The 26,917-nt window shown below is 69.9% G+C and carries 27 protein-coding genes; 18 read left to right on the forward strand and 9 right to left on the reverse strand.

Features of this window, described 5'->3' with window-relative positions; genetic code table 11:
- Positions 1-259: 259 nt before the first annotated feature.
- The gene (locus MWU75_RS19315) at positions 260-850 is read right to left on the reverse strand and encodes a hypothetical protein (RefSeq protein ID WP_247094039.1); all 591 of its coding nucleotides are present in this window, start codon (positions 848-850) and stop codon (positions 260-262) included.
- 40 nt (positions 851-890) lie between these two features.
- On the reverse strand, positions 891-3,095 hold the full coding sequence (locus MWU75_RS19320) for a glycosyltransferase (RefSeq protein WP_247094042.1): 2,205 nt from the start codon (positions 3,093-3,095) through the stop codon (positions 891-893).
- Positions 3,096-3,344: 249 nt separating this feature from the next.
- Here MWU75_RS19320 and MWU75_RS19325 point away from each other — a divergent pair, with 249 nt between their 5' ends.
- Genes MWU75_RS19325 through MWU75_RS19340 form a run of 4 tightly spaced genes read left to right on the forward strand, consistent with a single transcriptional unit; the run spans position 3,345 to position 7,555 of the window.
- Entirely contained in the window at positions 3,345-4,607 is a 1,263-nt protein-coding gene (locus MWU75_RS19325; protein WP_247094044.1) for a nucleotide sugar dehydrogenase, read from the forward strand.
- Positions 4,604-5,515 (forward strand): ABC transporter permease, encoded by a 912-nt coding sequence (locus MWU75_RS19330; RefSeq protein ID WP_247094046.1) that lies wholly within the window; start codon positions 4,604-4,606, stop codon positions 5,513-5,515. Before MWU75_RS19325 ends, MWU75_RS19330 begins: the two co-directional genes overlap by 4 nt.
- Positions 5,502-6,425, forward strand: a complete 924-nt coding sequence (locus MWU75_RS19335; RefSeq protein WP_247094048.1) for an ABC transporter ATP-binding protein — start codon at positions 5,502-5,504, stop codon at positions 6,423-6,425. Before MWU75_RS19330 ends, MWU75_RS19335 begins: the two co-directional genes overlap by 14 nt.
- Complete coding sequence (locus MWU75_RS19340; protein ID WP_247094050.1) at positions 6,422-7,555, forward strand: glycosyltransferase; 1,134 nt, start codon at positions 6,422-6,424, stop codon at positions 7,553-7,555. The genes MWU75_RS19335 and MWU75_RS19340 overlap by 4 nt, the downstream gene beginning before the upstream one ends.
- A gap of 202 nt (positions 7,556-7,757) precedes the next feature.
- Here MWU75_RS19340 and MWU75_RS19345 read toward each other — a convergent pair whose 3' ends face one another.
- Positions 7,758-9,065, reverse strand: a complete 1,308-nt coding sequence (locus MWU75_RS19345; RefSeq protein ID WP_247094052.1) for a UDP-glucose/GDP-mannose dehydrogenase family protein — start codon at positions 9,063-9,065, stop codon at positions 7,758-7,760.
- Between the two features lie 144 nt (positions 9,066-9,209).
- Between MWU75_RS19345 and MWU75_RS19350 the strand changes: the two genes are divergently transcribed.
- From MWU75_RS19350 to mnhG, 11 genes are all read left to right on the forward strand, one after another.
- Positions 9,210-10,103: an alpha/beta hydrolase gene (locus tag MWU75_RS19350; protein WP_247094054.1), complete on the forward strand. Its 894-nt coding sequence runs from the start codon at positions 9,210-9,212 to the stop codon at positions 10,101-10,103.
- Between the two features lie 228 nt (positions 10,104-10,331).
- Positions 10,332-10,619 (forward strand): 30S ribosomal protein S6, encoded by a 288-nt coding sequence (rpsF, locus tag MWU75_RS19355; protein ID WP_247094056.1) that lies wholly within the window; start codon positions 10,332-10,334, stop codon positions 10,617-10,619.
- A 28-nt stretch (positions 10,620-10,647) separates the two neighbouring features.
- The gene (locus tag MWU75_RS19360) at positions 10,648-11,250 is read left to right on the forward strand and encodes a single-stranded DNA-binding protein (protein ID WP_247094058.1); all 603 of its coding nucleotides are present in this window, start codon (positions 10,648-10,650) and stop codon (positions 11,248-11,250) included.
- Between the two features lie 104 nt (positions 11,251-11,354).
- Entirely contained in the window at positions 11,355-11,591 is a 237-nt protein-coding gene (gene rpsR, locus MWU75_RS19365; protein ID WP_109472877.1) for a 30S ribosomal protein S18, read from the forward strand.
- Positions 11,592-11,613: 22 nt separating this feature from the next.
- The gene (gene rplI, locus MWU75_RS19370) at positions 11,614-12,060 is read left to right on the forward strand and encodes a 50S ribosomal protein L9 (RefSeq protein ID WP_247094060.1); all 447 of its coding nucleotides are present in this window, start codon (positions 11,614-11,616) and stop codon (positions 12,058-12,060) included.
- A gap of 381 nt (positions 12,061-12,441) precedes the next feature.
- The gene (locus MWU75_RS19375) at positions 12,442-15,312 is read left to right on the forward strand and encodes a Na+/H+ antiporter subunit A (RefSeq protein WP_247094062.1); all 2,871 of its coding nucleotides are present in this window, start codon (positions 12,442-12,444) and stop codon (positions 15,310-15,312) included.
- Positions 15,309-15,743 carry a Na(+)/H(+) antiporter subunit C gene (locus MWU75_RS19380; RefSeq protein ID WP_247094064.1) on the forward strand — a complete coding sequence of 145 codons (435 nt, stop codon included), beginning with the start codon at positions 15,309-15,311 and terminating at the stop codon, positions 15,741-15,743. The genes MWU75_RS19375 and MWU75_RS19380 overlap by 4 nt, the downstream gene beginning before the upstream one ends.
- On the forward strand, positions 15,740-17,293 hold the full coding sequence (locus MWU75_RS19385) for a Na+/H+ antiporter subunit D (RefSeq protein WP_247094066.1): 1,554 nt from the start codon (positions 15,740-15,742) through the stop codon (positions 17,291-17,293). The genes MWU75_RS19380 and MWU75_RS19385 overlap by 4 nt, the downstream gene beginning before the upstream one ends.
- Entirely contained in the window at positions 17,281-17,841 is a 561-nt protein-coding gene (locus MWU75_RS19390; RefSeq protein WP_247094067.1) for a Na+/H+ antiporter subunit E, read from the forward strand. Before MWU75_RS19385 ends, MWU75_RS19390 begins: the two co-directional genes overlap by 13 nt.
- Positions 17,838-18,155: a monovalent cation/H+ antiporter complex subunit F gene (locus MWU75_RS19395; protein ID WP_247094070.1), complete on the forward strand. Its 318-nt coding sequence runs from the start codon at positions 17,838-17,840 to the stop codon at positions 18,153-18,155. Before MWU75_RS19390 ends, MWU75_RS19395 begins: the two co-directional genes overlap by 4 nt.
- The gene (mnhG, locus tag MWU75_RS19400; protein WP_247094072.1) at positions 18,152-18,655 is read left to right on the forward strand and encodes a monovalent cation/H(+) antiporter subunit G; all 504 of its coding nucleotides are present in this window, start codon (positions 18,152-18,154) and stop codon (positions 18,653-18,655) included. The genes MWU75_RS19395 and mnhG overlap by 4 nt, the downstream gene beginning before the upstream one ends.
- 84 nt (positions 18,656-18,739) lie before the next feature.
- On the opposite strand, the gene MWU75_RS19405 is transcribed toward mnhG, so the two are convergent.
- Positions 18,740-20,059, reverse strand: coding sequence for an MATE family efflux transporter (locus tag MWU75_RS19405; protein ID WP_247094074.1), 1,320 nt, complete (start codon positions 20,057-20,059; stop codon positions 18,740-18,742).
- Positions 20,060-20,378: 319 nt separating this feature from the next.
- On the opposite strand from MWU75_RS19405, the gene dnaB reads away from it, so the two are divergent.
- On the forward strand, positions 20,379-21,755 hold the full coding sequence (gene dnaB, locus MWU75_RS19410; RefSeq protein ID WP_247094076.1) for a replicative DNA helicase: 1,377 nt from the start codon (positions 20,379-20,381) through the stop codon (positions 21,753-21,755).
- A 445-nt stretch (positions 21,756-22,200) separates the two neighbouring features.
- Here the strand turns inward: dnaB and MWU75_RS19415 are convergent, their stop codons facing one another.
- From MWU75_RS19415 to MWU75_RS19435, 5 genes are all read right to left on the reverse strand, one after another.
- Positions 22,201-22,611: a sigma-70 family RNA polymerase sigma factor gene (locus MWU75_RS19415; RefSeq protein ID WP_247094078.1), complete on the reverse strand. Its 411-nt coding sequence runs from the start codon at positions 22,609-22,611 to the stop codon at positions 22,201-22,203.
- Between the two features lie 106 nt (positions 22,612-22,717).
- A complete protein-coding gene (locus MWU75_RS19420) occupies positions 22,718-23,161 on the reverse strand; it encodes a hypothetical protein (protein ID WP_247094080.1) in 444 nt (147 codons plus the stop codon).
- A gap of 444 nt (positions 23,162-23,605) precedes the next feature.
- On the reverse strand, positions 23,606-24,718 hold the full coding sequence (mraY, locus tag MWU75_RS19425; protein WP_247094082.1) for a phospho-N-acetylmuramoyl-pentapeptide-transferase: 1,113 nt from the start codon (positions 24,716-24,718) through the stop codon (positions 23,606-23,608).
- Between the two features lie 116 nt (positions 24,719-24,834).
- A complete protein-coding gene (locus MWU75_RS19430) occupies positions 24,835-25,107 on the reverse strand; it encodes a hypothetical protein (protein WP_247094084.1) in 273 nt (90 codons plus the stop codon).
- 49 nt (positions 25,108-25,156) lie between these two features.
- A complete protein-coding gene (locus MWU75_RS19435; RefSeq protein WP_348647818.1) occupies positions 25,157-25,294 on the reverse strand; it encodes a LuxR C-terminal-related transcriptional regulator in 138 nt (45 codons plus the stop codon).
- A 99-nt stretch (positions 25,295-25,393) separates the two neighbouring features.
- Here MWU75_RS19435 and MWU75_RS19440 point away from each other — a divergent pair, with 99 nt between their 5' ends.
- The gene (locus MWU75_RS19440; protein WP_247094087.1) at positions 25,394-26,425 is read left to right on the forward strand and encodes a Gfo/Idh/MocA family oxidoreductase; all 1,032 of its coding nucleotides are present in this window, start codon (positions 25,394-25,396) and stop codon (positions 26,423-26,425) included.
- Between the two features lie 105 nt (positions 26,426-26,530).
- The coding region (locus MWU75_RS19445; protein ID WP_247094089.1) for a hypothetical protein at positions 26,531-26,917 on the forward strand (387 nt) is incomplete at its 3' end.

The raw sequence follows: 26,917 nt of genomic DNA on the forward strand, positions 1-26,917 counted from the left end.
CAGGCACGTCGAGGTCTTCCAGATCGAGGGCTGTGTGAGAACTCCCATCATCGGAAGACCTCGACCCTCACCCCCGCAGCGACCCGCCGCCGATCACACCACCGCTACACCCTCGTTTGGGAAGAGCCACTTTGGTCCCCTATGGGGACCAAATCACTCAACGTGGGTCGGGACCCCTCGCCGCGGACTGCCTACCGTGCGGGGCTGCTTTGGGGGCTGCTGCCCTTCGCGGCCGGACCCGTGCACCACGAGCCTGGTCTCAGTGCGTGGCTGGCCCCAGACTGCGCAGGTAGGTCAGCGTCCACGTGTGCTCCGGCCCGAACTCCAGCAGCGCGGCCGCGCGGTAGTTGCGCCGGATCTCCTGCAGCCGCCGCACCTGGTAGGCGTCCCACCCCGCGTCGTCACGCACGTGCTCCTGCGCCTCCCACTGCTCCCGGCTGAGCACCAGCTCGACCGGCCAGCCATATCGTCGGACGGCGCCGAAGTGGTCGCCGTCGACAACCAGCACCGGGCGGAACCCGGCGGTGAGCAGCTGCTCCTGCCCGATCTCCTCGAGCCGCTCGGGCACCAGGTCGGCGGGGGTGCCGACCAGGGAGAGTATGACGACGGGCACGTTGTCGAGGCCCTGCCCGGCGAGCAGGGTGCCGCCGTCGATGAAGACGGTGCCGCCGATGCCCTCCAGGTCCATGTCGAAGGCTCGGGACACCGCCGTGCGGGCCAGCTGGTTGCCGCGCAGCGCGGTCGCCACCCTCATGGCCGTGGCCTCGGCCTGCGGCACCCGCCGGGCGCGACGGACCACGGCCAGGGCGAGCCGCTCGGCGGACATTCCGTTGCCCTTCTGCTGCGCCATCAGGACCGCCTCGCTGTCCGGGGGGTGAACGGATGCGCCATCAGGACCGCCTCCCTGCCTGCTCGGTGAGGAACTGTGCCGCGGCGAGCGCGCCGTTGCCGGGGTCGGCCGCCTGGGCGAGCTCCGCCATACTGCCTCCGCGGTCCAGCAGCTCCTCCAGCAGCGGGGTCGCGGTCTCCACACTCAGCTGCGGCAACGCAGCGGCCCACCCCTGGTCGGCCGCGAACCGGGCGCGGGCCTCCTGGTCGTCCAGCGAGGTCTCGGTGTTGGGCACGAACAGGGTCGGCACGCCCATCCGGAGCAGCTCGTGGAAGGAGTTGTAGCCGGCCGCGCTGACCACGACGTCGAAGGCCGCGTAGCGCCGGGACAGCGGGTAGTCGCGCACCAGGTGGATGTCCTCGCCCGCGGCCGCCCCCGCGGACGCGATGTCCGGGACCGTGACGCAGACCCCCACCCCTAGTCCCGTCAGCGCGTGGATCGCGGCCCCGACCTGCGAGGTGGTGTCGTTGATGTTGCCGGCCCCCAGGGACACCAGCGCCAGCGGACCGTCCGCGGGCAGCCCGAGCGCGGCGCGCGCCGCCTCCCGTGGCTCCAGGTCCTCGGCGTCCAGCAGCGTGACCGGGCCGACCCGGTGCGCCTCGGCGGTGGCCGTCGCGCCGCGGTCGTAGGCCGCAGCTAGGTCGCCGGGCTCCAGGACGCTGTCGAACCAGGCGGCCTTGGCCAGCTGCTCGGAGTTGCGCGCCTCACGCCACATCCCGCGCCGCGACCAGGTCCAGTGCGCCTCGGGGTGCGCCGCCCGGATCTCCTCCATCCCGCCGTAGGGCCAGGTCCCGTCGAAGACGACGACGTCGGGGTCGAAGCGGTTGATCGCGTCGCCCACCCGGTCCTGGAAGACCGGCCGCCACCTCCCGGGCGGCATGCCCAGAGCCTTGGCGCTCGGCAGGTACTCATAGGTCAGTCCCAGCCGCCCGGCCAGCGGCGCCGCCTGCGACAGCGACACGACGTGCGCCTGCACGCCCTCCTCGAGGCGGGTGGCGTAGGAGAAGAGGCGGGTCAGGTGCCCCATGCCCGCGCCGTTGCTGGACATCAGCAGGATGCGGGGGCCGCCGGGACGTCGCCCGGTGTACCGATCCTCTCCAAGAATGCGCGCGGGGCGTGCAGAATCTCCCCACGAATGGGTGGGGGGGCCGATCAGCGCGGCGACGCGGTCCACGTGCGCCTGATAGCTGAAGCGCTCGCGGACCAGCGCCCGCGCGCGGTCCCGCTGCGCGACATACTGCGCGCGGTCCGCCCGCAACCCCTCGACCACCTCGCGCACGCGCTCGGGCTCGGCATAGACCGCGGCCTCGCCGAAGAGGCGCTCGAAGTGCGGGGGGAGGACCGCGACCGTCCCGGCGGCCAGCGCCTCCAGGATGGTGCGGCCGAAGGCCTCCACCCACCGGGGGTCGTGGTAGTAGACGAAGAAGTCCAGGCCGTGCAGGAAGGTGCGGGGGCTCAGCTCGCCGAACTCGGTGACCGTCCAGGCCTTCGGGATCCCGCGCAGCGGCCGCTCCACCGGGTCGGCGCCGCCGAGGATGCGCACGTCCCAGGAGCCGTCGACGGGATAGACCGCCTTGAGCGTGGCGGCGTCGCGGGGCCACTTCTGGCTCGAGGCACGGCTGTGTCGGCCGATCACCGGACGGTCGCCGGCCCACTCCTCCCGCGGCTCCGGGGGCGCCCACGCCGCGACGTCGATGATGTTGACCCAGTCCTGCTCCATGAGCCGGCCGTCGGGCACGACGTCGCGGATCTCGTCCCTGACCAGTGGCCCGATCGGCGCCCAGAGCGGTGCCCGCCCTAGGTGTTCGCGAGCGGCGCGGTCGGCCAGCCCCACGTCATACACGGTCCGTCCCTTGGTGTCCCGCGGGCCGGCGTTGGCCAGGATCACGCCGCGGTCGGCGGTGAGCGGCGGGAGCTGGTCGGCCGCGGCCTGCAGCACCCCGGGGTGGCGGAAGACCACGAGCCGGGCGCTGACCGGGGCCCGTCCGATGAGGAGGTCGGCGGCACCGGCCCGGACGAGTCCGGCGAGGGTGGGGTTGACGGGGGTGACCCGCGCGACGAGCGGCCCGTTGAGGTGGACCAGGCCGACCCGGTAGCCCGCGCCGTGGAGGGCCTCGATCTCGGCCGCGACGCTGTGTGAGGTGCCGCCGGGGAAGCGCAGGTCGGAGACGATCAGGACGTCCACGTCGCGGTTGGTGAGGCTCATGGTGCCCCAATCCTGCCACGCGCTCGGGACCCCTCCCGGGACCCGCTGAGCGCGTGAGATGGAATACATTCGCCCGCGTGGGCGCTGGGGAGCGACGTCCGGGAACCCGATTCCGCAGAGGGTGCTGCGATATGCTGCCGTGCACCTCCGGCCGTGGCCGGGAAGCCGCCGAGCCGAGCACCCGCCACCGGGGTGGGCCGAGGGCGCCCTACCATCCGGAGAACAGACCACAACACCGAGGAGCACTTCGTGGCCGTAGACGCCGTCATCATCGGCCTGGGATACGTTGGTCTGCCGTTGGCCCAGGAGGCCACCAGAGCAGGTCTGACCATTCTGGGGTACGACATCAACCAGGGTGTGGTCGACGACCTCAACGCGGGGAGGTCGCACGTCGATGACCTCTCGGACGCCGACATCGCCGAGATGATCGGTGGGGGCTTTCGGGCTACGACCGATGAGTCGGAGATCGCCGCGGCCAAGGTTGCTGTGATCTGTGTGCCGACCCCGTTGTCGGATGAGGGTGGCCCGGACCTGCGTGCGGTGGAGGGCGCGGTCGATGCGGTGGCCCGCAACCTGCAGCCGGGGATGCTGGTCATCCTGGAGTCCACGACCTATCCGGGCACGACCGATGAGGTGGTGCGGCCCAAGCTGGAGGCCGGTGGTCTGGTGGTGGGCCGGGACTTCCACCTGGCGTTCTCCCCGGAGCGGATCGACCCGGGCAACGAGAAGTTCGGGGCGAAGAACACCCCGAAGGTCGTGGGTGGTCAGACCCCGGAGTGCACCGAGGCCGCGGCGGAGTTCTACGGCCGGTTCGTGGACACGATCGTGCGGGCGAAGGGGACCCGGGAGGCCGAGACGGCCAAGCTGCTGGAGAACACCTACCGGCACATCAATATCGCCCTGGTCAATGAGATGGCGCGGTTCTGTCACGAGCTGGGCATCGACCTGTGGGACGTCATCGACGCGGCCAAGTCCAAGCCGTTCGGGTTCCAGGCGTTCTATCCCGGTCCGGGGGTGGGTGGGCACTGCATCCCGATCGACCCGAACTACCTGTCGCACAACGTGCGGGCCCGGCTGGGCTACCCGTTCCGGTTCGTGGAGCTGGCGCAGGAGATCAACTCCGGGATGCCGGCCTACGTGGTCTCGCGGATCCAGGACCAGCTCAACGAGGACGGCAAGGCGCTGCGCGGCTCGACCGTGCTGCTGCTGGGCGTGACCTATAAGCCGAACATCGCCGACCAGCGGGAGAGCCCGGCGGTGCCGCTGGCCAAGCAGCTGGTCGCCAAGGGTGCCACGGTGCTCTTCCACGACCCGCACGTGCAGTCCTGGGGTGCCCTGGGTGACTCGGTCACCCGTGTGGAGGACCCGGTGGCTGCGGTGGCCGAGGCCGACCTGTCGGTCCTGGTCCAGAACCACCGGGAGTACGACCTCGACGCCCTCGCCGCCGGCGCCAACCGCTTCCTGGACACGCGCGGCAAGGTCGCCGACAGCGAGCGGGTCAGCCGGCTGTGACCGACATCGGGCCCGACCCGCAGTATTCACCGCCGCACCTGCCGGCCGCGGATGCAGCGGCGTTGGCCGCCCGATACGGACTGACCCAGGCCGGGGTGCGCCCTGGCCTCGGGGCGTACCTGCGCGACCTCTGGGGCTATCGCCACCTGATGTGGGCGATGGCCAAGGGCGAGTTCGTCGCCGAGAACCAGGACAACCACCTGGGCTGGCTGTGGTCGATCCTCAACCCGATCCTGCTGGGCATCTCCTACTACCTGATCTTCGGGGTGCTCATCGGCACCCGGGGCGGGATCGACAACTTCGTCAGCTTCCTGACCATCGGGCTGTTCGTCTTCATCCCGATCAGCCTGGCGCTGGCCTCCGGCACCAAGGTGCTGCTGAGCAAGCTGAAGATGATCCGGTCGCTGACCTTCCCGCGGGTCATCCTGCCCCTCACCGTGACGCTGGCCCACTTCGTCTCGGCCGGCCCGGCCTTCGTGGTCCTGGTGATCATCGCCCTGGTCAGCGGGGAGCCGGTCACGCTCGAGTGGTTGCTCTTCCCCGTCGCGCTCCTCGTGGTGCTCGTGATGTGCCTGGGCTTCGCCCTCATCGGGTCGCGGATCGTGCACACCGTCCGGGACGCCGCCAACCTGATGCCGCTGATCACCCGGCTGCTGCGCTACGTCTCCGGGGTGTTCTTCAGCATCGAGGCCTCGATCGAACGGTTCGACAACCCGCCCGAGTGGGTCGGGCACATCCTGGAGTACCAGCCGGTCGCGGTCGCCCTGACGCTGGTGCGGGAGCCGATGATGGCGGAGTATCCCGTGCGCTGGGAGACCTGGGCGATCGCCCTGGCCTGGTCCTTCGGCCTGTTCATCGTGGGCTTCATCTTCTTCTGGCGGGGGGAGGGGACCTATGGCCGAGCGTGAACTGGACCCCGTTGCTGCCACCGCGGTGGACGAGCGGGTGCCCTCGGTCGTGGCCTCCCACGTCAGCATCACCTACCGCGTCTTCAGCCCCGGGCGCGCCGAGGAGACCTTCGACACCGACGACGAGACGAGCGCCATCCGCCGGCTGGTGCGGCGCGGCTCGCAGGGGGTGGGGGTGCGCGAGGTCGAGGCCGTCAAGGACGTCTCGTTCGTCGCCTACCGCGGGGAGTCGATCGGCGTCCTGGGCAGCAACGGCTCGGGCAAGTCCACGCTGCTGCGGACCATCGCCGGCCTGGTGCCGCCGACCTCCGGCCAGCTGTGGATCAACGGGCGTGCCGCCCTGCTCGGCGTCAACGCGGTCCTGATGGCCAGACTGAGCGGTCGGCGCAACATCTGGATCGGTGCCCTGGCGATGGGCCTGACGCCCGAGGAGATCCGCGAGAAGTTCGACGACATCGTGGCGTTCGCTGACATCGGCGACTTCATCGACCTGCCGATGAGCTCGTACTCCTCGGGGATGGCCGCGCGCCTGCGCTTCGCCATCTCGACCTGTGTCGTGCCGGACATCCTCGTGGTCGACGAGGCCCTGTCCACCGGCGACGCGCAGTTCCGCGAGCGCGCCAACGAGCGGATCACCCAGATCCGCGAGCAGGCCGGCACCGTCTTCCTGGTCAGCCACAACCCCGGCGCGATCGCCTCGATGTGCGACCGGGCGCTGTGGATCGACCGGGGCCGGCTGCTGGCCGACGGCAAGCCCTACCCGGTGGCCGGTCTCTACACCCGCAAGTACGGCCAGCACCGGCACATCTGGCGAGAGCGCTACGCCGAGGTGCACCGGGTCATCGAGGAGCAGGGCCTGGAAGCGGCCCGCGACCTGCTGCGCCGCTACGAGCCGGAGGGCGGGTGGTGAGTCCGGTGCGCCGCGTCCTGGTCGTGACCGTCGTCCACCACCCCGACGACGCGCGCATCCGGCACCGCCAGATCGAGTCCCTGCTCGAGGCGGGGTGGCAGGTGACCTACGCCGCACCGTTCGCGGACTACGGACTGACCCGGCCCGTCGGCATACCAGGTCTGACGCCGGTCGAGGTGCCCCGGTCCTCGGGGCGTCAACGCCTCACCGCCCTGTTCGCCGCGCGCACCCTGCTGCGCGACAGGGCTCCCGCCCACGACGTGGTGCTGCTCCACGACCCCGAGCTGCTCCTGGCGATGCGCCCGCTGCGCAACCTGCCGCCCGTCGTGTGGGACGTGCACGAGGACACCGCGGCCGCCCTGCAGGTGCGTCCCTGGGTGCCCGACCTGCTGCGCTCGCCGGCCGCGTGGGGCGTGGGTCGGCTGGAGCGATGGGCGGAGGACCGCGTGCCCCTCCTGCTCGCCGAGCACGAGTATGCCGATCGGTTCCGTCAGAACCACCCGGTCGTCCCCAACACGACCTGGGTTCCGTCGGAGACGGTGCCCCCGGGCCGACCCGACGGGGACGGGCGCCAGCGGGTGGTCTACCTGGGCAGCCTGACGGTCGAGCGGGGCGCACGCGAGCTCATCGAGGTCGGTCGGCACGTGCAGGCCGCCACCAACGGCCTGGTCCAGGTGCACGTCATCGGTCCGGCGCACGGGGAGGCCGTTGACCTCATGCGGGCGGCCGTCAAGGAGGGCGTCGTGGTCTGGCACGGGTTCGTGCCCAGCGACCGAGCGCTCCCGATGCTCGACGGTGCCCTGGCCGGCCTGTCCCTGCTGCACGACGAGGCCAACTTCCGGCACTCGATGCCGACCAAGGTGATCGAGTACCTCGCGCACGGCGTCCCCGCCATCTCCACCCCGCTGCCGGTCCCGGCCGACCTGCTTGAGCGGACGGGCGCCGGGTTCCTGGTCCCGTTCGGCGACGTCGCGGCCGCCGTCGACGCGGTGCTCCTCCTGCACCGGGACCCGGACCGTGCCCGCGAGCTCGGCGCCGCTGGCCACCGCGCCGCCGCCGACGGCTACGACTGGGAGAAGGTCGCCCCCGTGTTCATCGCCGCCCTCGAGGACGCTGCCGCTGCCCCCTGACCGGCGTTGTAGCCACGGCACCTACTGCGGCCACGAGGAGCGGGCAAGCACCTACCGCGGCCACGGGGAGCGGAGCGGTTGCGTGGGGTTTGGTCCCTCAGAGGGACCGAATCCCACAACGTGGGTCCTGGCGAGCCGGTTGGCGACGGCTGGCTCGGGGTGCGGGTCTCCAGCCGATTGCGGTAAGAGGGACCCGAACGCGTCAGGGGCGGCCGAGGCCGACGTAGGTCCAGCCGGCCTGGCGGTAGGCCTCGCGGTCGAGCAGGTTGCGCCCGTCGATGACCAGCTTGTTGGCGACCAACTCGCCGACCTGCGTGGGGTCGAGCTCGCGGAACTCGGGCCACTCGGTGAGGTGGAGGACCGCCTCGGCGTCCTGGATGGCCTCGGTCGCGGAGTCGGCGTAGTTCAGCGTCGGGAAGATCTTCGTCGCGTTGGGCATCGCCTTGGGGTCGTAGACGCTGACCTGCGCTCCGGCCAGGTGCAGCTGGCCCGCGATCGACAGCGCCGGCGAGTCACGGACGTCGTCCGAGTTGGGCTTGAACGCGGCCCCGAGCACGGCGACGCGGCGCCCGAGCAGGGCACCGAGGTGCTCGCGCACCAGGTTGACGACGTGCTCGCGACGCCGGATGTTGATGGCGTCCATCTCGTTGAGGAAGGCGACCGACTGACCGGCGCCCAGCTCGGCCGCGCGGGCGCTGAAGGCCCGGATGTCCTTGGGCAGGCAGCCGCCGCCGAAACCGACGCCCGCGTTGAGGAACTTGCGCCCGATCCGGTCGTCGTAGCCGATCGCGTCGGCCAGCGCGGTCACGTCGGCCCCGGCGACGTCGCAGATCTCGGACATCGCGTTGATGAAGGAGATCTTGGTCGCCAGGAACGAGTTCGCGGCCACCTTGACCAGCTCGGCGGTCGGAAGGTCGGTGACCACGACGGGGGTCTGGTCCTGCGTGATCGTGTGGGCATAGACCTCGCGCAGGATGCTCTCGGCGTTGTCACCGTTGACCCCGAGGACGAGACGGTCCGGGTGCAGCGTGTCCTGCACGGCGAAGCCCTCGCGGAGGAACTCGGGGTTCCACGCCAGCTCGACCGACACGCTCTCCGGCGTGGCGACCTCGATCCGCTCCATGAGCCGCTCGGCGGTGCCGACGGGGACGGTTGACTTGCCCACCACGAGAGACCCGTCCTTGAGGAACGGGATCATCGCGTCCAGGGAGGAGTCCACGTAGGACATGTCCGCCGCGAGGCTGTTCTTGCGCTGCGGCGTCCCGACACAGATGAAGTGGACGTCAGCGTCGGCGATCTCGGACATGTCGGTCGTGAACCGCAGCCCCTTGCCGACGTGCTTCTCCAGCAGCGGCTCGAAGTCCGGCTCGTAGAACGGCATCCTGGCCTGGCTCAGCAGCTCCACCTTGGCCGCGTCGACGTCGACACCGACCACGTCGAAGCCGAGCTCGGCCATGCCGGCGGCGTGGACCGCTCCCAGATAGCCGGTCCCGATCACGGAGATACGCATCATCAAGTCCCTCGAGTAGTTCGCACAACGTCACCGAGGCTACCGTCGGCCCGAGTGGTTACTCGCCAGTTAGCGTGTGTTATTGGACACCCCCGCACCCGCCGTTGTGTGCGGCGTCAGGCCCCGGTGGCAGGATGTCCGACCATGAGTCAGCAGGGGCACGTCACCGCGGATCACCACATCTCGTATGCCGTGTCGGGGCCCCGCGCGCCCCGCACCAGAGACCTGGTGCTGGTCCACGGCTGGTGCTGCGACCGGTCCAACCTGGCTCCGCTGCGGGAGCGGCTGGAGCGCACCCACCGCGTGGTCACGATGGACCTGAGGGGCCACGGGCGGAGCCAGGAGTTCGACGAGGACGGGTCGGTGGGCACCGGCGTGCGGCGGGCCGACCACGGGGCGGAGCCAGCCGTCGGCGGGGTGGCCACCACCATCGAGGAGTTCGCCGCCGACGTCCTGGCCGTCTGCGAGGCCGCGGACCTGCGGCACCCGGTCGTGGTCGGGCACAGCCTCGGTGCCCTGGTGGCCCTGGCCACGCTCGCACCCGCCGGCGCACCCGGCATACTGCCGCGGTGGCACCCCGCAGGTGCGGTGCTGCTCGACCCGGCCCCCATCGCCACCGCCAAGGGCAAGGCCTACTGGGCCGCCCAGGTCGAGCCGGTCGCCCGGGACCACAGCGGCGACCTGCGCAGGGCGTTCGCGCGGTCGCTGGTGCTGGAGACCGATCGTGCCGACTACACCCCGGTCGTGGAGCTGATGGCCTCGGCCCACCCGGTCGTGGCCGCCGGCGGGGCCAACGCGATGGCGACCTTCGACGGCGCCCGGGCCCTGGGAGCGCTCGCCTCACCGGCGCTGATCATCCACGCGGCGACCGCGGAGCGTGACCTGGACCGCCTCGTGCCGGACCGGGCGCTGCTCACCCTCGGTCGCACGGTCGGGGCCGGCCACTTCCACCAGCTCGAGGTGCCCGAGCAGCTGGAGCCGATGATCGAGCGCTGGCTCGAGGTGGCGCTCGGCCAGGAGCCCGGCCGCGCGGATTAGGCAGGGGTGCTGCCCAGCCGACTTCGCGGATTAGGCAGGGGTGCTGCCGGCTCGGTATCGTGGACGGGTTCACCGCCGACGGCTGGCTCTCGCCTGCCTGTGGATCGCGCCCTGCGGGTGTCGGTCCGGTCTGGCAGGGTGGGGACCAGCACGAAGCGGTGGGACGAATGCAACCCTCCTGTCACGGAGAGACCGTGACCGCTGAGACCGAAGGAGGTGGGTTCACGCATGCGTCAGTACGAACTCATGATCATCCTCGATCCGGAGTCCGACGAGCGGAACCTCCAGCCGACGCTGGAGAAGCTGCTTGCCGTTGTCACCAAGGAAGGTGGCACCGTCGACAACCTCGACATCTGGGGACGTCGCCGTCTGGCCTACGAGATCAAGAAGCAGTCTGAGGGCATCTACGCCGTGGTCAACCTGACCGCGTCGTCGGCCACCGCACAGGAGCTCGACCGTCAGCTGGGCCTGAACGAGACCGTTCTGCGCACCAAGCTGATGCGCGTCGGCGCCTGACCGACTCCCCACAGCAAAGGACTCAGACATGGCTGGCGAAACCCCGATCACGATTGTCGGCAACCTGACCGCCGACCCCGAGCTGCGCTTCACCCCCTCCGGTGCCGCCGTCGCGAACTTCACCGTGGCCTCCACGCCCCGGCAGTTCGACCGGCAGACCAACGACTGGAAGGACGGCGAGACGCTGTTCATGCGGTGCTCGATCTGGCGGGAGGCGGCCGAGAACGTCGCCGAGTCGCTCACTCGCGGCACCCGCGTCGTCGTGACCGGCCGCCTCGTCTCCCGTTCGTGGGACACCCCCGAGGGTGAGAAGCGGACCGTCATGGAGATGCAGGCCGACGAGATCGGCCCGTCGCTGAAGTACGCGACCGCCAAGGTCACCAAGGCCCAGCGCGGCGGCGGTGGCGGCGGTGGCTGGGGCGGCGGCCAGCAGGGTGGTGCCCAGGGCGGCCAGCAGTATGGCGGCCAGCAGGGTGGGCAGCAGCCTGCAGCTCCCCAGGGTGGCCAGCAGCCCGCTGCCGCGGGCCAGGCCGGCCAGTCCGAGACCGACCCGTGGGCCACCGGTGGCAACTCCGGTGGTCAGCAGGGTGGCGGTTGGAACAGCCCGTCCTACGACGAGCCCCCGTTCTGATCACCCCCTGACCTCAAGTACAGCGCGCGGGAGCTCCCGCGCGCCCCAGAAACACCCCATCCCGAGGTGAACCCTCGGGCTCTCACAGAATGGAGAGCACCACGATGGCCAAGCCCGTTGTGCGCAAGCCCAAGAAGAAGGCGAACCCTCTCAAGGCCGCCAAGATCGAGTCGATCGACTACAAGGACACCGCGCTGCTGCGCAAGTTCATCTCCGACCGCGGCAAGATCCGCGCCCGTCGGGTGACCGGTGTCTCCGTCCAGGAGCAGCGCCGCATCGCCACCGCGGTCAAGAACGCCCGCGAGATGGCCCTGCTGCCGTACTCCAGCTCGGCGCGCTGAGCACCAGGACAAGGAGAAGTTGATGAAGCTCATTCTCACCCAGCCGGTCTCCGGCCTCGGTGTGGCCGGTGACGTCGTCGACGTCAAGGACGGCTACGCCCGCAACTACCTGCTGCCTCGCAAGCTCGGCACCGCCTGGACCAAGGGCGGTCAGAAGCAGGTCGACGCGATCATCGCCGGCCGCGAGGCCCGGTCCCACAAGTCCGAGGACGAGGCCAAGGCGGCCAAGGCGAGCCTCGAGGGCTCTGCCGTGACCGTCTCGGCCCGTGCGGGCCAGGGCGGACGCCTGTTCGGCGCCGTCACGGCGGGCGACATCGCCGAGGCGATCGTCGCCGCCGGCGGCCCGCAGGTCGACAAGCGCCGCATCGAGGTCCCGGCCCCGATCCGCAACGTCGGCGAGCACCAGGCCCACGTCCGCCTCCACGACGATGTCGCCGCCGACATCACCGTCGTGGTGCAGGAGGCCTGAGCCACCAGCACGACCAACGCACGACCGCAGCACGCACCACCGCTGCTCGGCAGCACCGCAGGGGCTGTCCGGGAGAGATCCCGGGCAGCCCCTTGCGCGTGTCCGGCCCCTTCGCTCCCGCGTCGGCCCGCCATCCCCTGCGTCGATCCCGTCCAGTCCATTCTCGGACTAGCGGTGAGGTGGCGAGCGAGCTGGCTGGGGCGGCGTGCGGGCCGGATCAGCGGCGGCGCCGGAGACCGTGCAGGTGGCTCGACGGAGTGCACGCGTGACCCGGTAAAGTAGGCCGAGACTCCACACCCCCTTCCGCCCAGCGGATCGTGGGTCGAGGGCACCCACTGACCCGGGCCTCGGCTACACCGCCCGACATCCGAGGAGGCCCGCTTGCTCGCACTGGTCGTCGCGCACGCGGTCGCGGCCCTCCTCGCGCCGACGCTGGTGCGCTTCCTGGGGACCCGAGCCTTCGTGCCGCTGGCGGCCGTCCCCGCGGTCACGGCGGGCTACGCGGCGTGGCAGTTCCCCCAGGTCGACTCGGCCTCGCCGCCGGTGGAGACCTTCCTGTGGGTCCCTCCGCTGAACCTGTCGCTGACCTTCCGGATGGACACCCTCGCCTGGCTGATGACACTCATCGTCTCGGCTGTCGGGGCGCTCGTCCTGCTCTATTGCGCCCACTACTTCGAGGACCGGGACCGCAGCAAGGGCCTGGGCCTCTTCGCGGGGTCTCTCACGGCGTTCGCCGGCGCGATGCTCGGCCTGGTCACGACCGACGACATGCTCCTGCTCTACGTGTTCTGGGAGCTCACGACGATCCTGTCCTACCTGCTCATCGGCTACGTGATCACGAGCAAGGCCAGCGTCGCCGCCGCCAAACAGGCCCTGATCGTCACCACCTTCGGCGGGCTGGCGATGCTCGTCGGCATCATCATGATCGGGCAGACCCAGGGCACCTACCTGATCAGCGAGATCCTCGCGGACCCCGGCTCCGGCCCGTGGATCACCGGTGGTGTCGTGCTGGTGCTGGTCGGCGCGATCAGCAAGTCGGCCCTGGTCCCCTTCCACTTCTGGCTGCCCGGTGCGATGGCGGCCCCGACCCCGGTCAGCGCCTACCTGCACGCCGCGGCGATGGTCAAGGCCGGCGTCTACCTGGTGGCCCGCTTCGCGCCGGCGTATGCCGACCTGCCGGCCTGGCGCTACACCGTGGTCGCCCTGGGCGGCGCGACCCTCATCGTCGGCGGTTACCGGTCGTTGCGCCAGTACGACCTGAAGCTGCTCCTGGCCTACGGCACGATCAGTCAGCTGGGCTTCATCACCCTGCTGGTCGGCTACGGCACCCACGGCACCATCCTGGCCGGGCTCGGCGTGCTGCTCGCCCACTCGCTCTTCAAGTCCTGCCTGTTCCTCACCGTCGGCACGCTGGAGCACGCGACCGGCACCCGGGACGTCCGCCGCCTCTCGGGCATCGGCCGCAGTATGCCGTGGCTCGCCGGAGCCGCCATCCTCGCCGCCCTGTCCATGGCCGGGCTGCCGCCGGTGCTGGGCTTCGCCGGCAAGGAGGCGGCGCTGCACTCGCTGATGGAGCCCGAGGGTGGCCTCTGGACCTTCGACGGGCTGATGCTGCTGGCCGTCGCCGTCGGCTCCATCATCACCTTCGGCTACACCGCACGCTTCGTGTGGGGCGCCTTCGCACGCAAGGACCCACAGCTCGCGGGCGACGCCGGTCAGGTCACCACCGTGGTGCACCGTCCCCGGTGGCTCCTGGTCGCCGTGCCGGGCGTCCTCGGCCTCGGTGGTCTCGTGCTGGGCGTGCTGGCACCCGCGCTGGAGGGCGCCCTGGCCCGCTACACCGGTGTCTATCCCGTGGGGGATCATCCGGCGCACCTCGTGCTGTGGGCCGGGATCACGCCCGCCCTGCTGCTGTCGGTCGTGATCTGGATCCTGGGTGCGCTGCTGTTCCTGGCCAGCGGCCGGGTCGCCGCGCTGCAGCGCAGGCTGCACTTCCCGGTCGACGCCGCCCGCACCTACCAGCAGCTGGTCCGCGGGCTCGACCGGCTGGCCCTGGAGGTCACCGGCGGTTTCCAGCGCGGGTCCCTGCCGACGCTGCTGGCGATCATCCTGCTGGTCACCGTGACGCTCCCGACCATCGCCATGGTGCGCGGCTCGACCTGGCCCGAGGGCATCCGGTGGTTTGATCATCCGGGACAGGTCGGCGTCGGCGTGGTCACCGTGGCGGCCGCCGTCGCGTGCACCCGTGCGCGTCGACGCCTGCGGGCGGTGTTCCTGGTCAGCGTGACCGGCTACGGCACCGCCATGCTGTTCCTGCTGCACGGCGCGCCCGACCTGGCGCTGACCCAGGTCCTGGTCGAGACCGTGACGCTGGTGGTCTTCGTGCTCGTGCTGCGGCGGCTGTCCGGTCGCTTCCCCGACGACCCCAGCGTGCTCACCCGGCGGCTGCGCGCCGTGCTGGGCGTGGCCGTCGGCCTGGTCGTCACCGGTGTCACCCTCACCGCGACCGCGGTCCGGTCCCAGGAACCCTCGGCCATCGGCCTGCTCGAGACGGCCAAGGACTATGGCGGCGGCAACAACATCGTCAACGTCATCCTGGTCGACGTGCGTGCGTGGGACACCATGGGCGAGCTGTCCGTGGTGCTGGCCGCCGCGACGGGTGTCACGAGCCTGATCTTCCTCAAGCAGGACGCCGTCGTCCGGGCGCGCCGGGCACTGCGCCAGTCCTGGCGCAACCGGACCACCGTGACCTCCGACAACGGCGCCCAGCGCTGGATCGCCGCGACCCAGGAGCAGGACCCGCAGCGACGCTCGACCATCTTCGAGGTGGTCACCCGCATCGTCTTCCACACGATCATGCTCTGGTCGGTCTACCTGCTGTTCAGCGGGCACAACGCCCCCGGCGGTGGGTTCGCGGCCGGTCTGGTCGCCGGCCTGGCGCTCACGCTGCGCTACCTGGCCGGCCGGGGCTACGAGCTGCGCGTGGCGCTCCCCGTCATGCCCGGTCTGCTGCTGGGCGGCGGGCTCTTCCTCGCGGCGGCGTCGGCCATCCTGCCGATGTTCTTCGGCGAGCCGCCGCTGCGCACCTGGATCGTGGACATCCCCGTGCCGCTGATCGGTGACGTCCACCTGGTCACCTCCCTCCTGTTCGACATCGGCGTCTACCTCGTCGTGGTCGGCCTGATGCTCGACATCCTGCGCAGCCTCGGCTCCGCGCTGGATGACCAGATCGCCAAGGAGGAGGCCGGATGACGCCCAACCTCACGCTCATCCTGGTGGCGGCGACGATGCTCGGCACCGGGGTCTACCTGCTGCTGGCGCGGTCCATCGTCCGGGCCCTCGTCGGCTTCCTGCTGATGAGCAACGGCATCAACGTCCTCTACCTGGTGGCCTCCGGGCCGGCGGGCGAGGTGCCGATCCTCGGCGAGGGAGACGGCGGCGCCATCAGTGACCCGATCCCGCAGGCGCTGGTGCTGACCGCCATCGTGATCACCCTGGCGCTCACCGCCTTTGTGCTCTCCCTGGCGCACCGCGCCTGGCAGCTGGGACGCGACGACCTGCTCGAGGACGACGAGGAGTCGGCCCGGATCCACCGGCGGGCCGAGGAGAACGACATGGCCAGCGACTCCGAGGACGACGCCGACCTGATCGCCGCGGAGTTCGCCGAGGAGGACGACGGATGAACGAGTTCTCCTGGATGGTGCCGCTGCTGGTGGTGCTGCCCCTGGTGGGCGCCGGGATCAACCTGGCGGCGGTCGGCCGCACCCGGGTGCAACGCCTGGCCAGTATGTCGGTGCTCACCGCCGTGCTCATCATCTCGGTGGTCCTGTTGTTCGCCGCGGACCAGCGCGGGCCGCAGGTCGTGCACGTCGGCGGCTGGGCGCCGACGGACGGCATCGTGCTGATCGTGGACCGGCTCTCCGCGCTCATGGTGATCGTCTCCACCGTCGTCACCATGGCCGTGCTGCGCTACTCCATCGGCCAGGGCCGCTCCTCCTTCGACAACGAGAGCGACGGGCACGCCCCGCTGCCGGTGTTCCACCCCACGATCCTGGTGCTCTCCGCCGGCGTCTCCACGACGTTCATCTCTGGCGACCTGTTCCACATGTATGTCGGCTTCGAGATGCTGCTGGCCGCCAGCTTCGTGCTGCTGACCCTCGGCGGCACCGAGGCCCGGGTGCGGGCCGGGGTGACCTATGTCTTCGTCAGCCTGCTGTCCTCGATGCTGTTCCTGCTGGCCATCGCGATGATCTACGCCGCGACGGGCACGGTCAACCTGGCGATCCTGGCGACCCGGCTGGAGACGATCCCGCACGACACCTCCGTCGTGCTGCACGTGCTGCTGATCCTGGGCTTCTGCGTCAAGGCGGCCGTCTTCCCGATGTCGGGCTGGCTGCCGGACTCCTACCCGACGGCGCCGGCACCGGTCACGGCGGTCTTCGCCGGCCTGCTCACCAAGGTCGGTATCTACGCGCTGATCCGCACCCAGACGCTGCTCTTCCCCGACGGCACCCTCAACACCTTGCTGATGTGGGCGGCCCTGCTGACGATGATCGTCGGCATCCTCGGCGCGGTCACCCAGGACGACATCAAGCGGATGCTGTCCTTCACCCTGGTCAGCCACATCGGCTACCTGCTGTTCGGCATCTCCGTCGGCAGCTCCGCCGGGGTGTCCGCCGCGATCTTCTACGTGCTGCACCACATCACCATCCAGACCACGCTGTTCCTGGTGACCGGCCTGGTGGAGCGGGTCGGGGGGACCACGGCCTCCTCGCACCTGGGTGGGCTGGCCAGGATCAGCCCGCTCCTCGGCATACTCTTCTTCGTCCCCGCCATGAACCTGGCCGGCATCCCACCGTTCTCCGGTTTCCTGGGCAAGGTGGGCCTCATGCAGGCCGGCGTGGAGCAGGGGACCTGGCTGAGTATGACGTTGGTCGTCGGGTCGGTCGTCACGAGCCTGCTGACCCTGTATGCCGTGGCCCGGATCTGGGGGCGGGCGTTCTGGGGGTCGCCGCCGCAGGTCGAGGAGGGGATGACCTACACCCCGGCCCGCTCCGGCAGCGGCCGCGCGATGGGTGCCGGCGTGGTGATGCCGACGATGGCCCTGGTGGCCTTCGGGCTGGGTCTGACGCTGGTCGCCGGGCCGCTCTTCGAGATCACCGACCGCGCGTCGCTGGACCTGGTGCTGCGGGAGCCCTACCTGCTGGCCGTGCTCGGGGAGTGGCGACAGTGACGCGGGCACTGCGTGGCGTCAGCGTGGCCCCGCTCCTGATGCTCACCACCGTGTGGGTGCTGCTCATGGGCGAGGTGACCGTGGGCAACATCGTCGCAGGCCTGCTCGTGGCGTTCTTCGTGCAGCTGGTGTTCCCGCTGCCGTCGGTGACGCTCGGTGTGCACTTCCGCCCGATCGCCTTCGTCATCCTCTCGGTCCGGTTCCTCTGGGACATGGCCACGGCCTCGATCCAGGTCGCCTGGCTGGCCGTGCGGCCGGGGCCGGTCGTGCACGGCGTCGTGGTGGACCTGCGGCTGCGTTCGGACAACGACCTGTTCCAGACGATCACCGCCGAGATGGTGGCCCTGGTGCCCGGCACCGTGGTGATCGACCTGGACGGCGAGCGCCGGATCCTCACGCTTCACCTGCTGGACGTGACCACGCGTCAGCAGGCTGAGGCGATCCGGCACCGCGTGCTGGCCCAGGAGGCCCGCGTGCTGCGGGCCTTCGACCCCGATCCGGACGCCGTGCTCAACCCGCGGCGGCGACGGGAGGTGACCGGAGGATGAGCTACGTCGAGATCATGACGTGGGCGATCGGCATACTCCTGGTGGCTGCCGCGCTGCTGACCGTGGCGCGGATCGTGACCGGCCCCAGCGTGCTGGACCGGGTGGTCGGCAGCGACGTGCTGGTCTCCATCGTGGTGTGCGCGCTGGGGGCGCAGACCGCGCTGGTCGAGGGCAAGAGCACCATGCCGCTGCTCATCACGCTGTCGCTCATCGGCTTCATGGGCTCGGTGGCGGTGGCGCGCTTCGTGGCGCGGGACCGCGACTACCCGGTCGACTTCGACGAGCCCGAAGAGGTCGAGGAGGAGTGGCCGTGACGGGCTGGGACTGGGACCTGATCACCGACAGCATCGGCCTCGTGCTGATCCTGGCCGGCGCGGTGCTGTGCCTGACCGCCGCGATCGGCCTGCTGCGCTTCAACGACCTGCTGACCAGGATGCACGCCGCGACCAAGCCCCAGGTGCTGGGGGTGCTGCTCGTGCTGTGCGGGGTCGCGCTGAGCAAGGAGGGCGGCCTGCACATCGGCATGCTGCTGCTGGTCGGGATCTTCCAGATGCTGACCATCCCTGTCGGGGCCCACATGGTGGGTCGCGCCGGCTTCCGGACCGGGCAGGTCGCACCGTCGGACATCCACCTCGGGCCCTCCAGCGACCACGTGGCGGCGGCCGAGGCCGCGGGGATGCCAGTCCAGGGTGAGGGCGGGCGCGACGGAGGCCCGGGCGGTGCGGACGCCGACGAGATCTCTGCGGGCTCCGGGTTCCACGACGAGGATCACAGCGGCACGTTCGACGAGGACGGCGAGCGACCCCTCTCCTGAGGTCGCCCGTCCTGCTGACCGGCGCTGCGTCTGACTGCGGCTCGTCCGACCGCCCCTCCGGACGGCGCCAATCCCCACCCCGCGTCAGCGGGTGACGCCGGTCACCAGCCAGTCCTCCCCGCGGGCCCGCCAGTGGAGGCCGGCGGCGCGGACCGCCATGAACACCCCGAAGGCCGCCCACAACCAGACCAGGCCGCTCGTGCCGGTCACGCCGGAGACCTGCAGCAGCCACACCATCGGCAGGTACGCCAGCAGGAACCCGGTCTGCGCGAAGGCCAGCCAACGGGCGTCGCCGGCACCGATGAGCACGCCGTCGAGGACGAAGGCGATGCCGGCCACCGGCTGGCCCGCAGCGACCACCAGCAGGGCGGCCGCCAGGGCTGCCTTCACCTCGGGGTCGGTGCTGAAGCCCAGCGGGATGACTCGGTGCAGGGCCACGATCACCACGGTGAGGATCACCCCGAACCAGACCCCCCAGCGGACCATGGTGGCCGTGGCCGCGCGGACGGCTCGGACGTCTCCGGCACCAAGTGCCTTGCCGGTGATCGCCTGCCCGGCGATGGCCAGGGCGTCCAGCGCGAAGGCCAGCGAGCTCCACACCGTCATCGCGACCTGGTGGGCGGCGAGCTGGGGCTCCCCGAGTCCTGCGGCGACCCAGGTGGTGAGCAGGAGCACTGCGCGCAGGGCGAGGGTGCGCACCAGCAGTGGCACGCCCCCGCCGGCTGCCTGCAGGACGCCCTTGCCGTGCAGCCGCAGGGACACACCCAACCCTCGCGCGCCGCGGAACACGACGACGCCCAGGGCGATCGCCATCCCGGCCTGGGCGATCACCGTGCCCCAGGCGGCCCCGGCGATGCCTATCCCGACCGGGTGGACCAGGACGAAGGACAGGATCGCGTTGGCGGTGAAGCCGACGATGGCCGCGACCATGGGGGTGCGGGTGTCCTGGAGCCCGCGCAGCACCCCGGTGGCCGCGAGGACGACGAGCATCGCGGGGATGCCGAACGCGCTGATGGCGAGGTAGGTCGTGCCTTCGGCGACGGCCTCGTCCGAGGCGCCGAAGACCCGTAGGAGAGGCTCGGCGAAGGCCACGAGGACGGCCGTTGCGCCCAGCCCGAGGAGCAGTGCCAACCAGATGCCGTCGATGCCCGCGGCGAGGGCTCCCCTCTGGTCGTGGGCACCCGTGCGACGGGCGACGACGGCGGTCGTGCCGTAGGCGAGGAACACGAAGATGTTTGCGGCCGTGAGCAGCACGGCGCTGGCGACTCCGAGGCCTGCCAGGGAGGAGGTGCCGAGGTGTCCGACGATGGCGCTGTCGGCCAACAGGAAGAGTGGTTCGGCCACCAGTGCCAGGAAGGCGGGGACGGCGAGCCGGAGGATCTCCCGGCGGTGGTCGGTCGGCACCAGCCGAGTCTAGGCGCGAGGCCAGACTATTTGTCTCCACACCGGGTGGACAACGTCGTCGCAGGTCAGGACGGGTGGCGGACGGGAATGCGTTCGTTGTCCACAGGGGTGTGCACACCCTGTGGGGATCGATCACAGGGTTGTCCACAAGCTCTCCCCAGTTTCGTCTACAGGTGCGCTTGGTGCTGGAGACTGCGGGTGCATAGCGTGGGTCGATCACCCCTCACGGTCGACTCCCCGCTGCGTGAACCAGCTCTGTCGGTGCTGGGTGGTTGTGTGGCAGGTGTTGCAGGTGTGAAGTGACCGGAGAGGGAACCGGATGTCGCTCAGTGAGCTGGAGGCGAGTTACTCCGACGTGCCGGACGGGCCGCCGGAGGACCGGCTTCCGCCGCAGGACGTGGCCGCGGAGCAGAGCGCGCTGGGCAGCATGCTGCTGTCCAAGGATGCCATCGCCGACTGCGTGGAGACCCTCAAGGCGCACGACTTCTACCGCCCCGCCCACGAGTCGATCTACGAGGCGGTCCTTGACCTCTACGCCCGGGGCGAGCCAGTCGACGCGGTCACCGTCTCCGACGAGCTCACCAAGCGTGGCGACCTGGCCCGCGTCGGCGGGACGGCCTACCTCTACCAGCTGATCAACGGCGTCCCGACGGCCGCCAACGCCAGCTACTACGCGGAGATCGTCGCCGAGCGGGCGGTCCTGCGCCGCCTCGTGGAGGCCGGCACCCGCATCGTGCAGATGGGCTATGCCCAGGGCGGTGGCGATGTCGACGACATCGTCAACCTGGCCCAGGCCGAGGTCTACGGGGTCGCGGACAAGCGGGGCGGTGAGGACTACCACGCCCTCTCGGCGCTCCTCGAGCCGACGATGGACGAGATCGAGCACGCGGCCGGCACCTCGGGAGAGATGCTGGGTGTCCCGACGGGCTTCACCGATCTCGATGAGCTGACCAATGGGCTGCACCCCGGCCAGATGGTGATCGTCGCGGCGAGGCCAGCTGTAGGCAAGTCAACCCTTGCCCTTGACATCGCTCGGGCGGCCGCTATCAAGCACGAACTGGCGACGGTGGTTTTCAGCCTGGAGATGAGCCGCACCGAGATCACGATGCGCCTCCTCTCTGCGGAGTCCGAGATCCCACTCCAGAGCATGCGCAAGGGCACCATGCGCGACCAGGACTGGGCCAAGATCGCCGAGACCCAGGGGCGCATTCACGGCGCTCCGCTGTTCATCGACGACAGCCCGAACATGTCATTGATGGAGATCCGGGCTAAGTGCCGACGACTCAAGCAGCGTCACAACCTCAAGCTCGTGATCGTCGACTACCTGCAGCTTATGAGTTCGGGTAAGCGAGTCGAGTCCCGTCAGCAGGAGGTCGCGGAGTTCTCCCGTGCCCTCAAACTCCTTGCCAAGGAGCTCGAGGTCCCCGTGATCGCTCTGTCGCAGCTGAACCGTGGTCCGGAGCAGAGAACAGACAAGAAGCCCCAGATGTCGGACCTTCGTGAAAGTGGATCGATCGAGCAGGATGCTGACGTCGTGATCCTGCTACACCGTGAGTCAATGTATGAGCGGGAGTCGCCCCGTGAGGGCGAGGCGGACGTCATTGTTGCCAAGCATAGGAATGGCCCGACGGACACAATCGTCGTAGCGTTCCAGGGGCACTACTCAAGGTTTACGAATATGGCAAACACGTTCTAGTGAGACTGTCGAGATGCAGCGAATGTCGACGAGATGCAGCCAAGACTGTAAGAACGACGGCTGATTCCAGGAACTAGCTGACGTGACGCAGCTCTGCTCTCGGGTGCTTATGGCGGTGGCCAGGGAGGTGTGCGGTGCGGTTACGAGGGCACTGCAAGGGATCACTGGGGTCAGTGGGGGTCAGTGGGCAAGGGCGGTGTCTTGCCCTCATGCCGAGAGTCGGGTGTTCCCTGGTGCGCCATGGGTGACGCCGACGGTCGCTCGAGATTGGATTACTACGTGGAGTTCGTTCGACCTACGCAGCGCGTGTGGGACTGACGCCACAACATCCGAGTGAGACGACTACCGAGCCAATCTAGGGGCAAGGGCCTGCGCGAGGATTGCTCGTGCGCGGCTGTAGCGGCTGCGGGCGGTTGATGCGTTGATTCCAAGGAGGTCGGCTGCTTCAACGAGTTTTGAATCCATCCCAATGCACCAAACGAATGAGTTCACTTAGGTCGGGCGGCAGGGAGTGGACGGCTTCGACGACAAGGTCGGCGTGTTCCTCGTGCGCAGGTTGTACTGTGCGCAGCAGCTCGTCTCGAAGCGCATCCGCCAGTCGTAACTGTCGCCGCACGCCGCGGTGGTAGTTGCTCAGCACGTTCCGGGCGATGCCGAACATCCACATCCGCGCGCCCTCCTGGCCGCTGGGAGCAACCGAAGCCCGGCGCCATAAGACCAGCAGGGTTTCTCCCAGGAGGTCTGCGGCCTCTGCGTGATCTGTGATGCGACGTTCGAAATAGGCCAGCAGATCAGGGGCCACTTCCTTAACGAGGGCGGCGAACTGGTCTTCGTCATAACCGCTGGCGGCTCTCACCTGTTCTCACCGCTGGAATCCACGTGGCCGAGCACGCCCCAGTCACCGGTCTCGTCCCAGCCCCGCTCGGCAAGCCCTGCCTCGATCTCCTGGATCACCGCGGTGCTCAAGATCCTGTGGTCACGCGCATCTGATGGGTTGGAATCCCGTAGTCGCCGGAGGCGACCAGGTCGCGTTCAGTCGCCTCCAGATCAAGGTCTTCGTAGGTCAGCTGTTCGAGGACATCGGTGGCCGCGGCGATCTCATCGGCACTCGCCCCGTCCGCGGTCACTCGGAATCCCGCCAGACAGGTGTCGTCCTCCAAGACGACCTGTGGCTCGCCCTGGCCACCCCACCATCCTCCGGAGGCAGCAGCTACGCCCACTCCGGCTAGGCCCAACGAGGCCACCAAGCTACCGGCAGCGAGGCGACGCCGTCGACGCTGCTTAATGCTGGCCATCTTGGCAGCGACAGCCGACATCTCGGCCACCTCGCGTCGCACGGTCGACGCGTGCGCTGCCGCGCGGGGTGTGGACTGGGCCAGCATCACGTCCAGGAACTGGTCATCCATTAGAATCTCCTTCGAACTGTTCCATTACCCCGCACATGTCCGGACCACGCCAAAACGTCCACCGGCAGCAGCGGCTCTGTTGTGCAGGGTGTACGGGTGTACCTATCTACGACCTCCGAGCGGTCAACCGCGTCACCATCGGTCAGAGGCGACGGCAGTGCACCATGCGAGCCTCATCGCGCACGCGAAGCGCTCCGGGCAGCCTCGAGGTGCGCACGACCTCATCGTTGCCGCACATGCAGCCCAGTCACGTCGCGTGCTGCTCGGCCGAGACGCCTCAGCGCGGTTCGGTGACCTACCCGGGGTGGTCACGGAAGAACCCTGACGCCTGAGTGCGTTCGAGCTCCCGGATGCTCGGCGTCGGCGTCATCGCGGGGCGCAGGCGCACCTGACCCTCTCTGTTCACCTACGCCACGGAGAGATCGTCGTCCCGCCTGCGCCGAGCTACAGGTCAGCCGCCCACTCGCCATAGAACAGGGCGAGGCCGACGGCGACACCGATTCCGGCGATGATCCAGAACCGCGTGACGATGGTGACCTCGGCCCAGCCGAGCAGCTCGAAGTGGTGATGAAGCGGTGCCATCCGGAAGACCCGCTTCCCGGTCAGTTTGAAACTGGCGACCTGGATGATCACCGACATGGTGATCATGACGAACAGTGCGCCCAGGATCGGCAGCATCAGCTGGGTGTGGGTGAGGATCGCCATCCCGGCCAGGGCTGCTCCCAACGAGAGGGACCCCGTGTCGCCCATGATGATCTGCGCCGGAGACGCGTTCCACCAGAGGAACCCGAAGCATGCGCCAGCGATCGCGCAGGCCACGATCGCCAGGTCAAGACTGTCGCGCACGTCGTAGCACTTGGGCCCGGGCACCCATGCGCAGTTCTGGTTGAACTGCCACAGGCTGATGAGGGTGTAGGCGCCGAACACCATGACGGAGGCGCCGGTGGCCAGCCCGTCGAGGCCGTCGGTGATGTTCACGCCGTTCGAGGCGCCCGTGATGAGCAGGTTGGCCCACAGCAGGAACAGGATCACCCCGACGACCGGGCCGGCGAAGGCCAGGTCGAGGGTCGTGTCCCGGATGAAGGAGATCGCGGTCGAGGCGGGCGCCCGCCCCTGCTCGTCCTTGACCAGCAGCGCCAGCAGGGCGAAGACGACCGTGACCAGGGTCTGGCCGATGAGCTTCTGGGTCGAGGTCAACCCCAGGCTCCGCTCCTTGGAGATCTTGGTGTAGTCGTCGAAGAAGCCGACCAGCCCCAGCCCGACGAGCAGGAAGAGCACGAGCAGCGCACTGAGCGTGAACGGACTCGGCCTGACGTCGACCAGACCGCTGGCCTCGATGCCCATCAGCACCGCCCGCGAGCCGAAGTAGCCGATGATCGCGGCGGCGATGATGACCGCCCCGCCCATCGTTGGCTTGCCCCGCTTGTGGTGATGCTGGGTCAGGTCGTCCCGGATGAACTGGCCGTACTCCCTGCGGATCAGGAACCTGATGAACGCCGGCGTCCCGAGCAGCGCCACGACCATGGAGATGCCACCGGCCAGCAGGACGTTGACCATCGGATCTCCTCGCTGCCATCCCCTGGCGACCCGGCCAGGTCGCCGGTCCACGGTATGCCACCGGGCGCCACAGGCCGCGATCCGGGTGCGAGTGTCGTCGGCGGCCCCGGCACGGCTCAGCTTCGCCGGGCGAGGAACCACCCGAGTATGGCCAGCACGGCCACCGCGGCGAACAGCGCCACCTGGCCGAGAGCGGTGCCGATCGCGTCGGCGTCGTCGGTCGGCCCTGAGCCCGCGTCGACCAGGAGGGCGATGCCGTACCAGAGCGGGACGAGCGCGAGGGCCATCCCCACGACGGCCACCGCGACTGCCCACCTCGGCGCCCAATCCCGGCCGCGCGCCCGGCGCGCGGGGAGCGCCGCGTCCGCGGCGGGTGTCTGTGTGCTCATGTCGGCAGTATGTCGTGTGGTTACCCCGCGTTGCGGGCCGCGGCTCGCCTCAGCGGTCACCCTCGACGTAGCCCGAGGCGTAGGCGGTCACCACCGCCTGCAACCGGTCGCGGACGCCCATCTTGCTCAGCACTGACGCGACGTGGGTCTTGACGGTCGGTTCGGCCAGGACGAGCCGGGCGGCGATCTCGGCTGGACAGGCCGCTGGCCATCAGGTCGAGCACGTCGCCTGGTGCTGGCGCCGCTCGCCGTCGTCGCCCGGTCCGTTGACTGACAGAGTGGTGCCATGACCATCCGCACAGCACTCGTCGGCTTCGGACTGGGCGGGCGCATCTTCCATGCCCCGTTCATCGCCGCGGACCCGGACCTCGCGGTCGCCGCCGTCGTCACCGGCAACCCGGAGCGGGCGGCGCAGGCCCGGGCCGAGCACCCGGAGGCGGAGATCGTCCCGGACCTGGAGACGCTGATCGCCCGCACCGGCGACCTCGGGATCGAGCTCGGCGTCGTCTCGACCCCGCCCACCGGGCACGCAGAGCAGGCGACCGCGCTCCTCGAGGCGGGGCTGCACGTCGTCGTCGACAAGCCGCTGACGGTGACCGCGCGGGAGGGTCACGACCTGCTCGCCGTCGCCGAGCGTCACGGTCGCGCGCTCATCCCGTTCCAGAACCGCCGCTGGGACGGCGACTACCTCACCCTCCGTGCCCTCGTCGAGGCGGGGGAGCTCGGTGAGGTCCGCCGGCTCGAGTCGCGCTTCGAGCGCTGGAAGCCGACCGAGACCAATGCCTGGAAGGCCGGGCAGGCGAGCACCGGGGTGGGTGTCCTCTACGACCTCGGGGCGCACCTCATCGACCAGGCCATCCACCTGCTCGGCCGGGTGCGGGAGTCGTATGCCGAGGTGCTGACCCGGCGTCCCGGCCAGGGTGCCGACGATGACACCTTTGTCGCCCTGCAGCACGAGTGCGGTGCGGTCTCGCACCTGTGGATGAGCGCCGTCACCCCCCAACCCGGCCCACGCTTCCGGGTGCTGGGCTCGGAAGCCGGCTTCACGTCATACGGCCTCGACCCGATCGAGGAGCAGCTGGCCGCCGGCGCGCGGCCGGGGCACGAGGGGTTCGGGCGACGCGGGCAGGACGCCGACGCTCTGGTCGGGCTGCATGGCGAGGACGAGCGGCGGGTGCCGCTGCGGCTGGGCGACTACGGGGCCTTCTACCGCGGGGTGGCCCAGACCGTGGGGACCAGCGCCCCGCCGCCGGTCGATCCGCGGGACAGCATCGCGGTGATCGAGCTGATCGAGCGGATCCACCGAGAACACGGCTGATCGTCCCCAGCGAGTCGTCCCTGCTGACCAGCCCGCCTGATAGGCGACCTGTGCTCCGTTTATGCAGGTGAGGGCTCTGTCGGTGGTGGCGTCTAGGTTTCTCGTATGGAGCAGCAGACTATTCTGGACAGCGGGGCACGGGCCGCTGCGGAGGGTGCTGCGTCCGGGGCTGCGGGTGGGGGGCGGGTGCGTTATGTCCCGTTGATCGGGACGGGGCCGTTGCGGTTGTCGAACGCGGGACCGTTGGTCCCGGAGCCCGATCAGGGGAGTATGCCGTCAGCCGGGGACGGCGGGGAGGGGACCGGCGCCGGTGGGCGGGGTGTGGATCGTGGGGTGGAGCTGACGTCCTCGGGGCATGAGGTGCCCGAGTTTCTGGCGGGGTCGGCGCACATGACTCAGATGTTGGCTGGGGAGTTCCCGTTGGCCTCGTTGCCGGAGGTCGCGTTGGGTGAGGTGGTGGGGGCGGCGCAGGCGTTGGTGCAGGCCGCGCAG

This window comes from Ornithinimicrobium sp. F0845 (genome assembly GCF_023015765.1).
Classification (GTDB): Bacteria; Actinomycetota; Actinomycetes; order Actinomycetales; family Dermatophilaceae; genus Ornithinicoccus.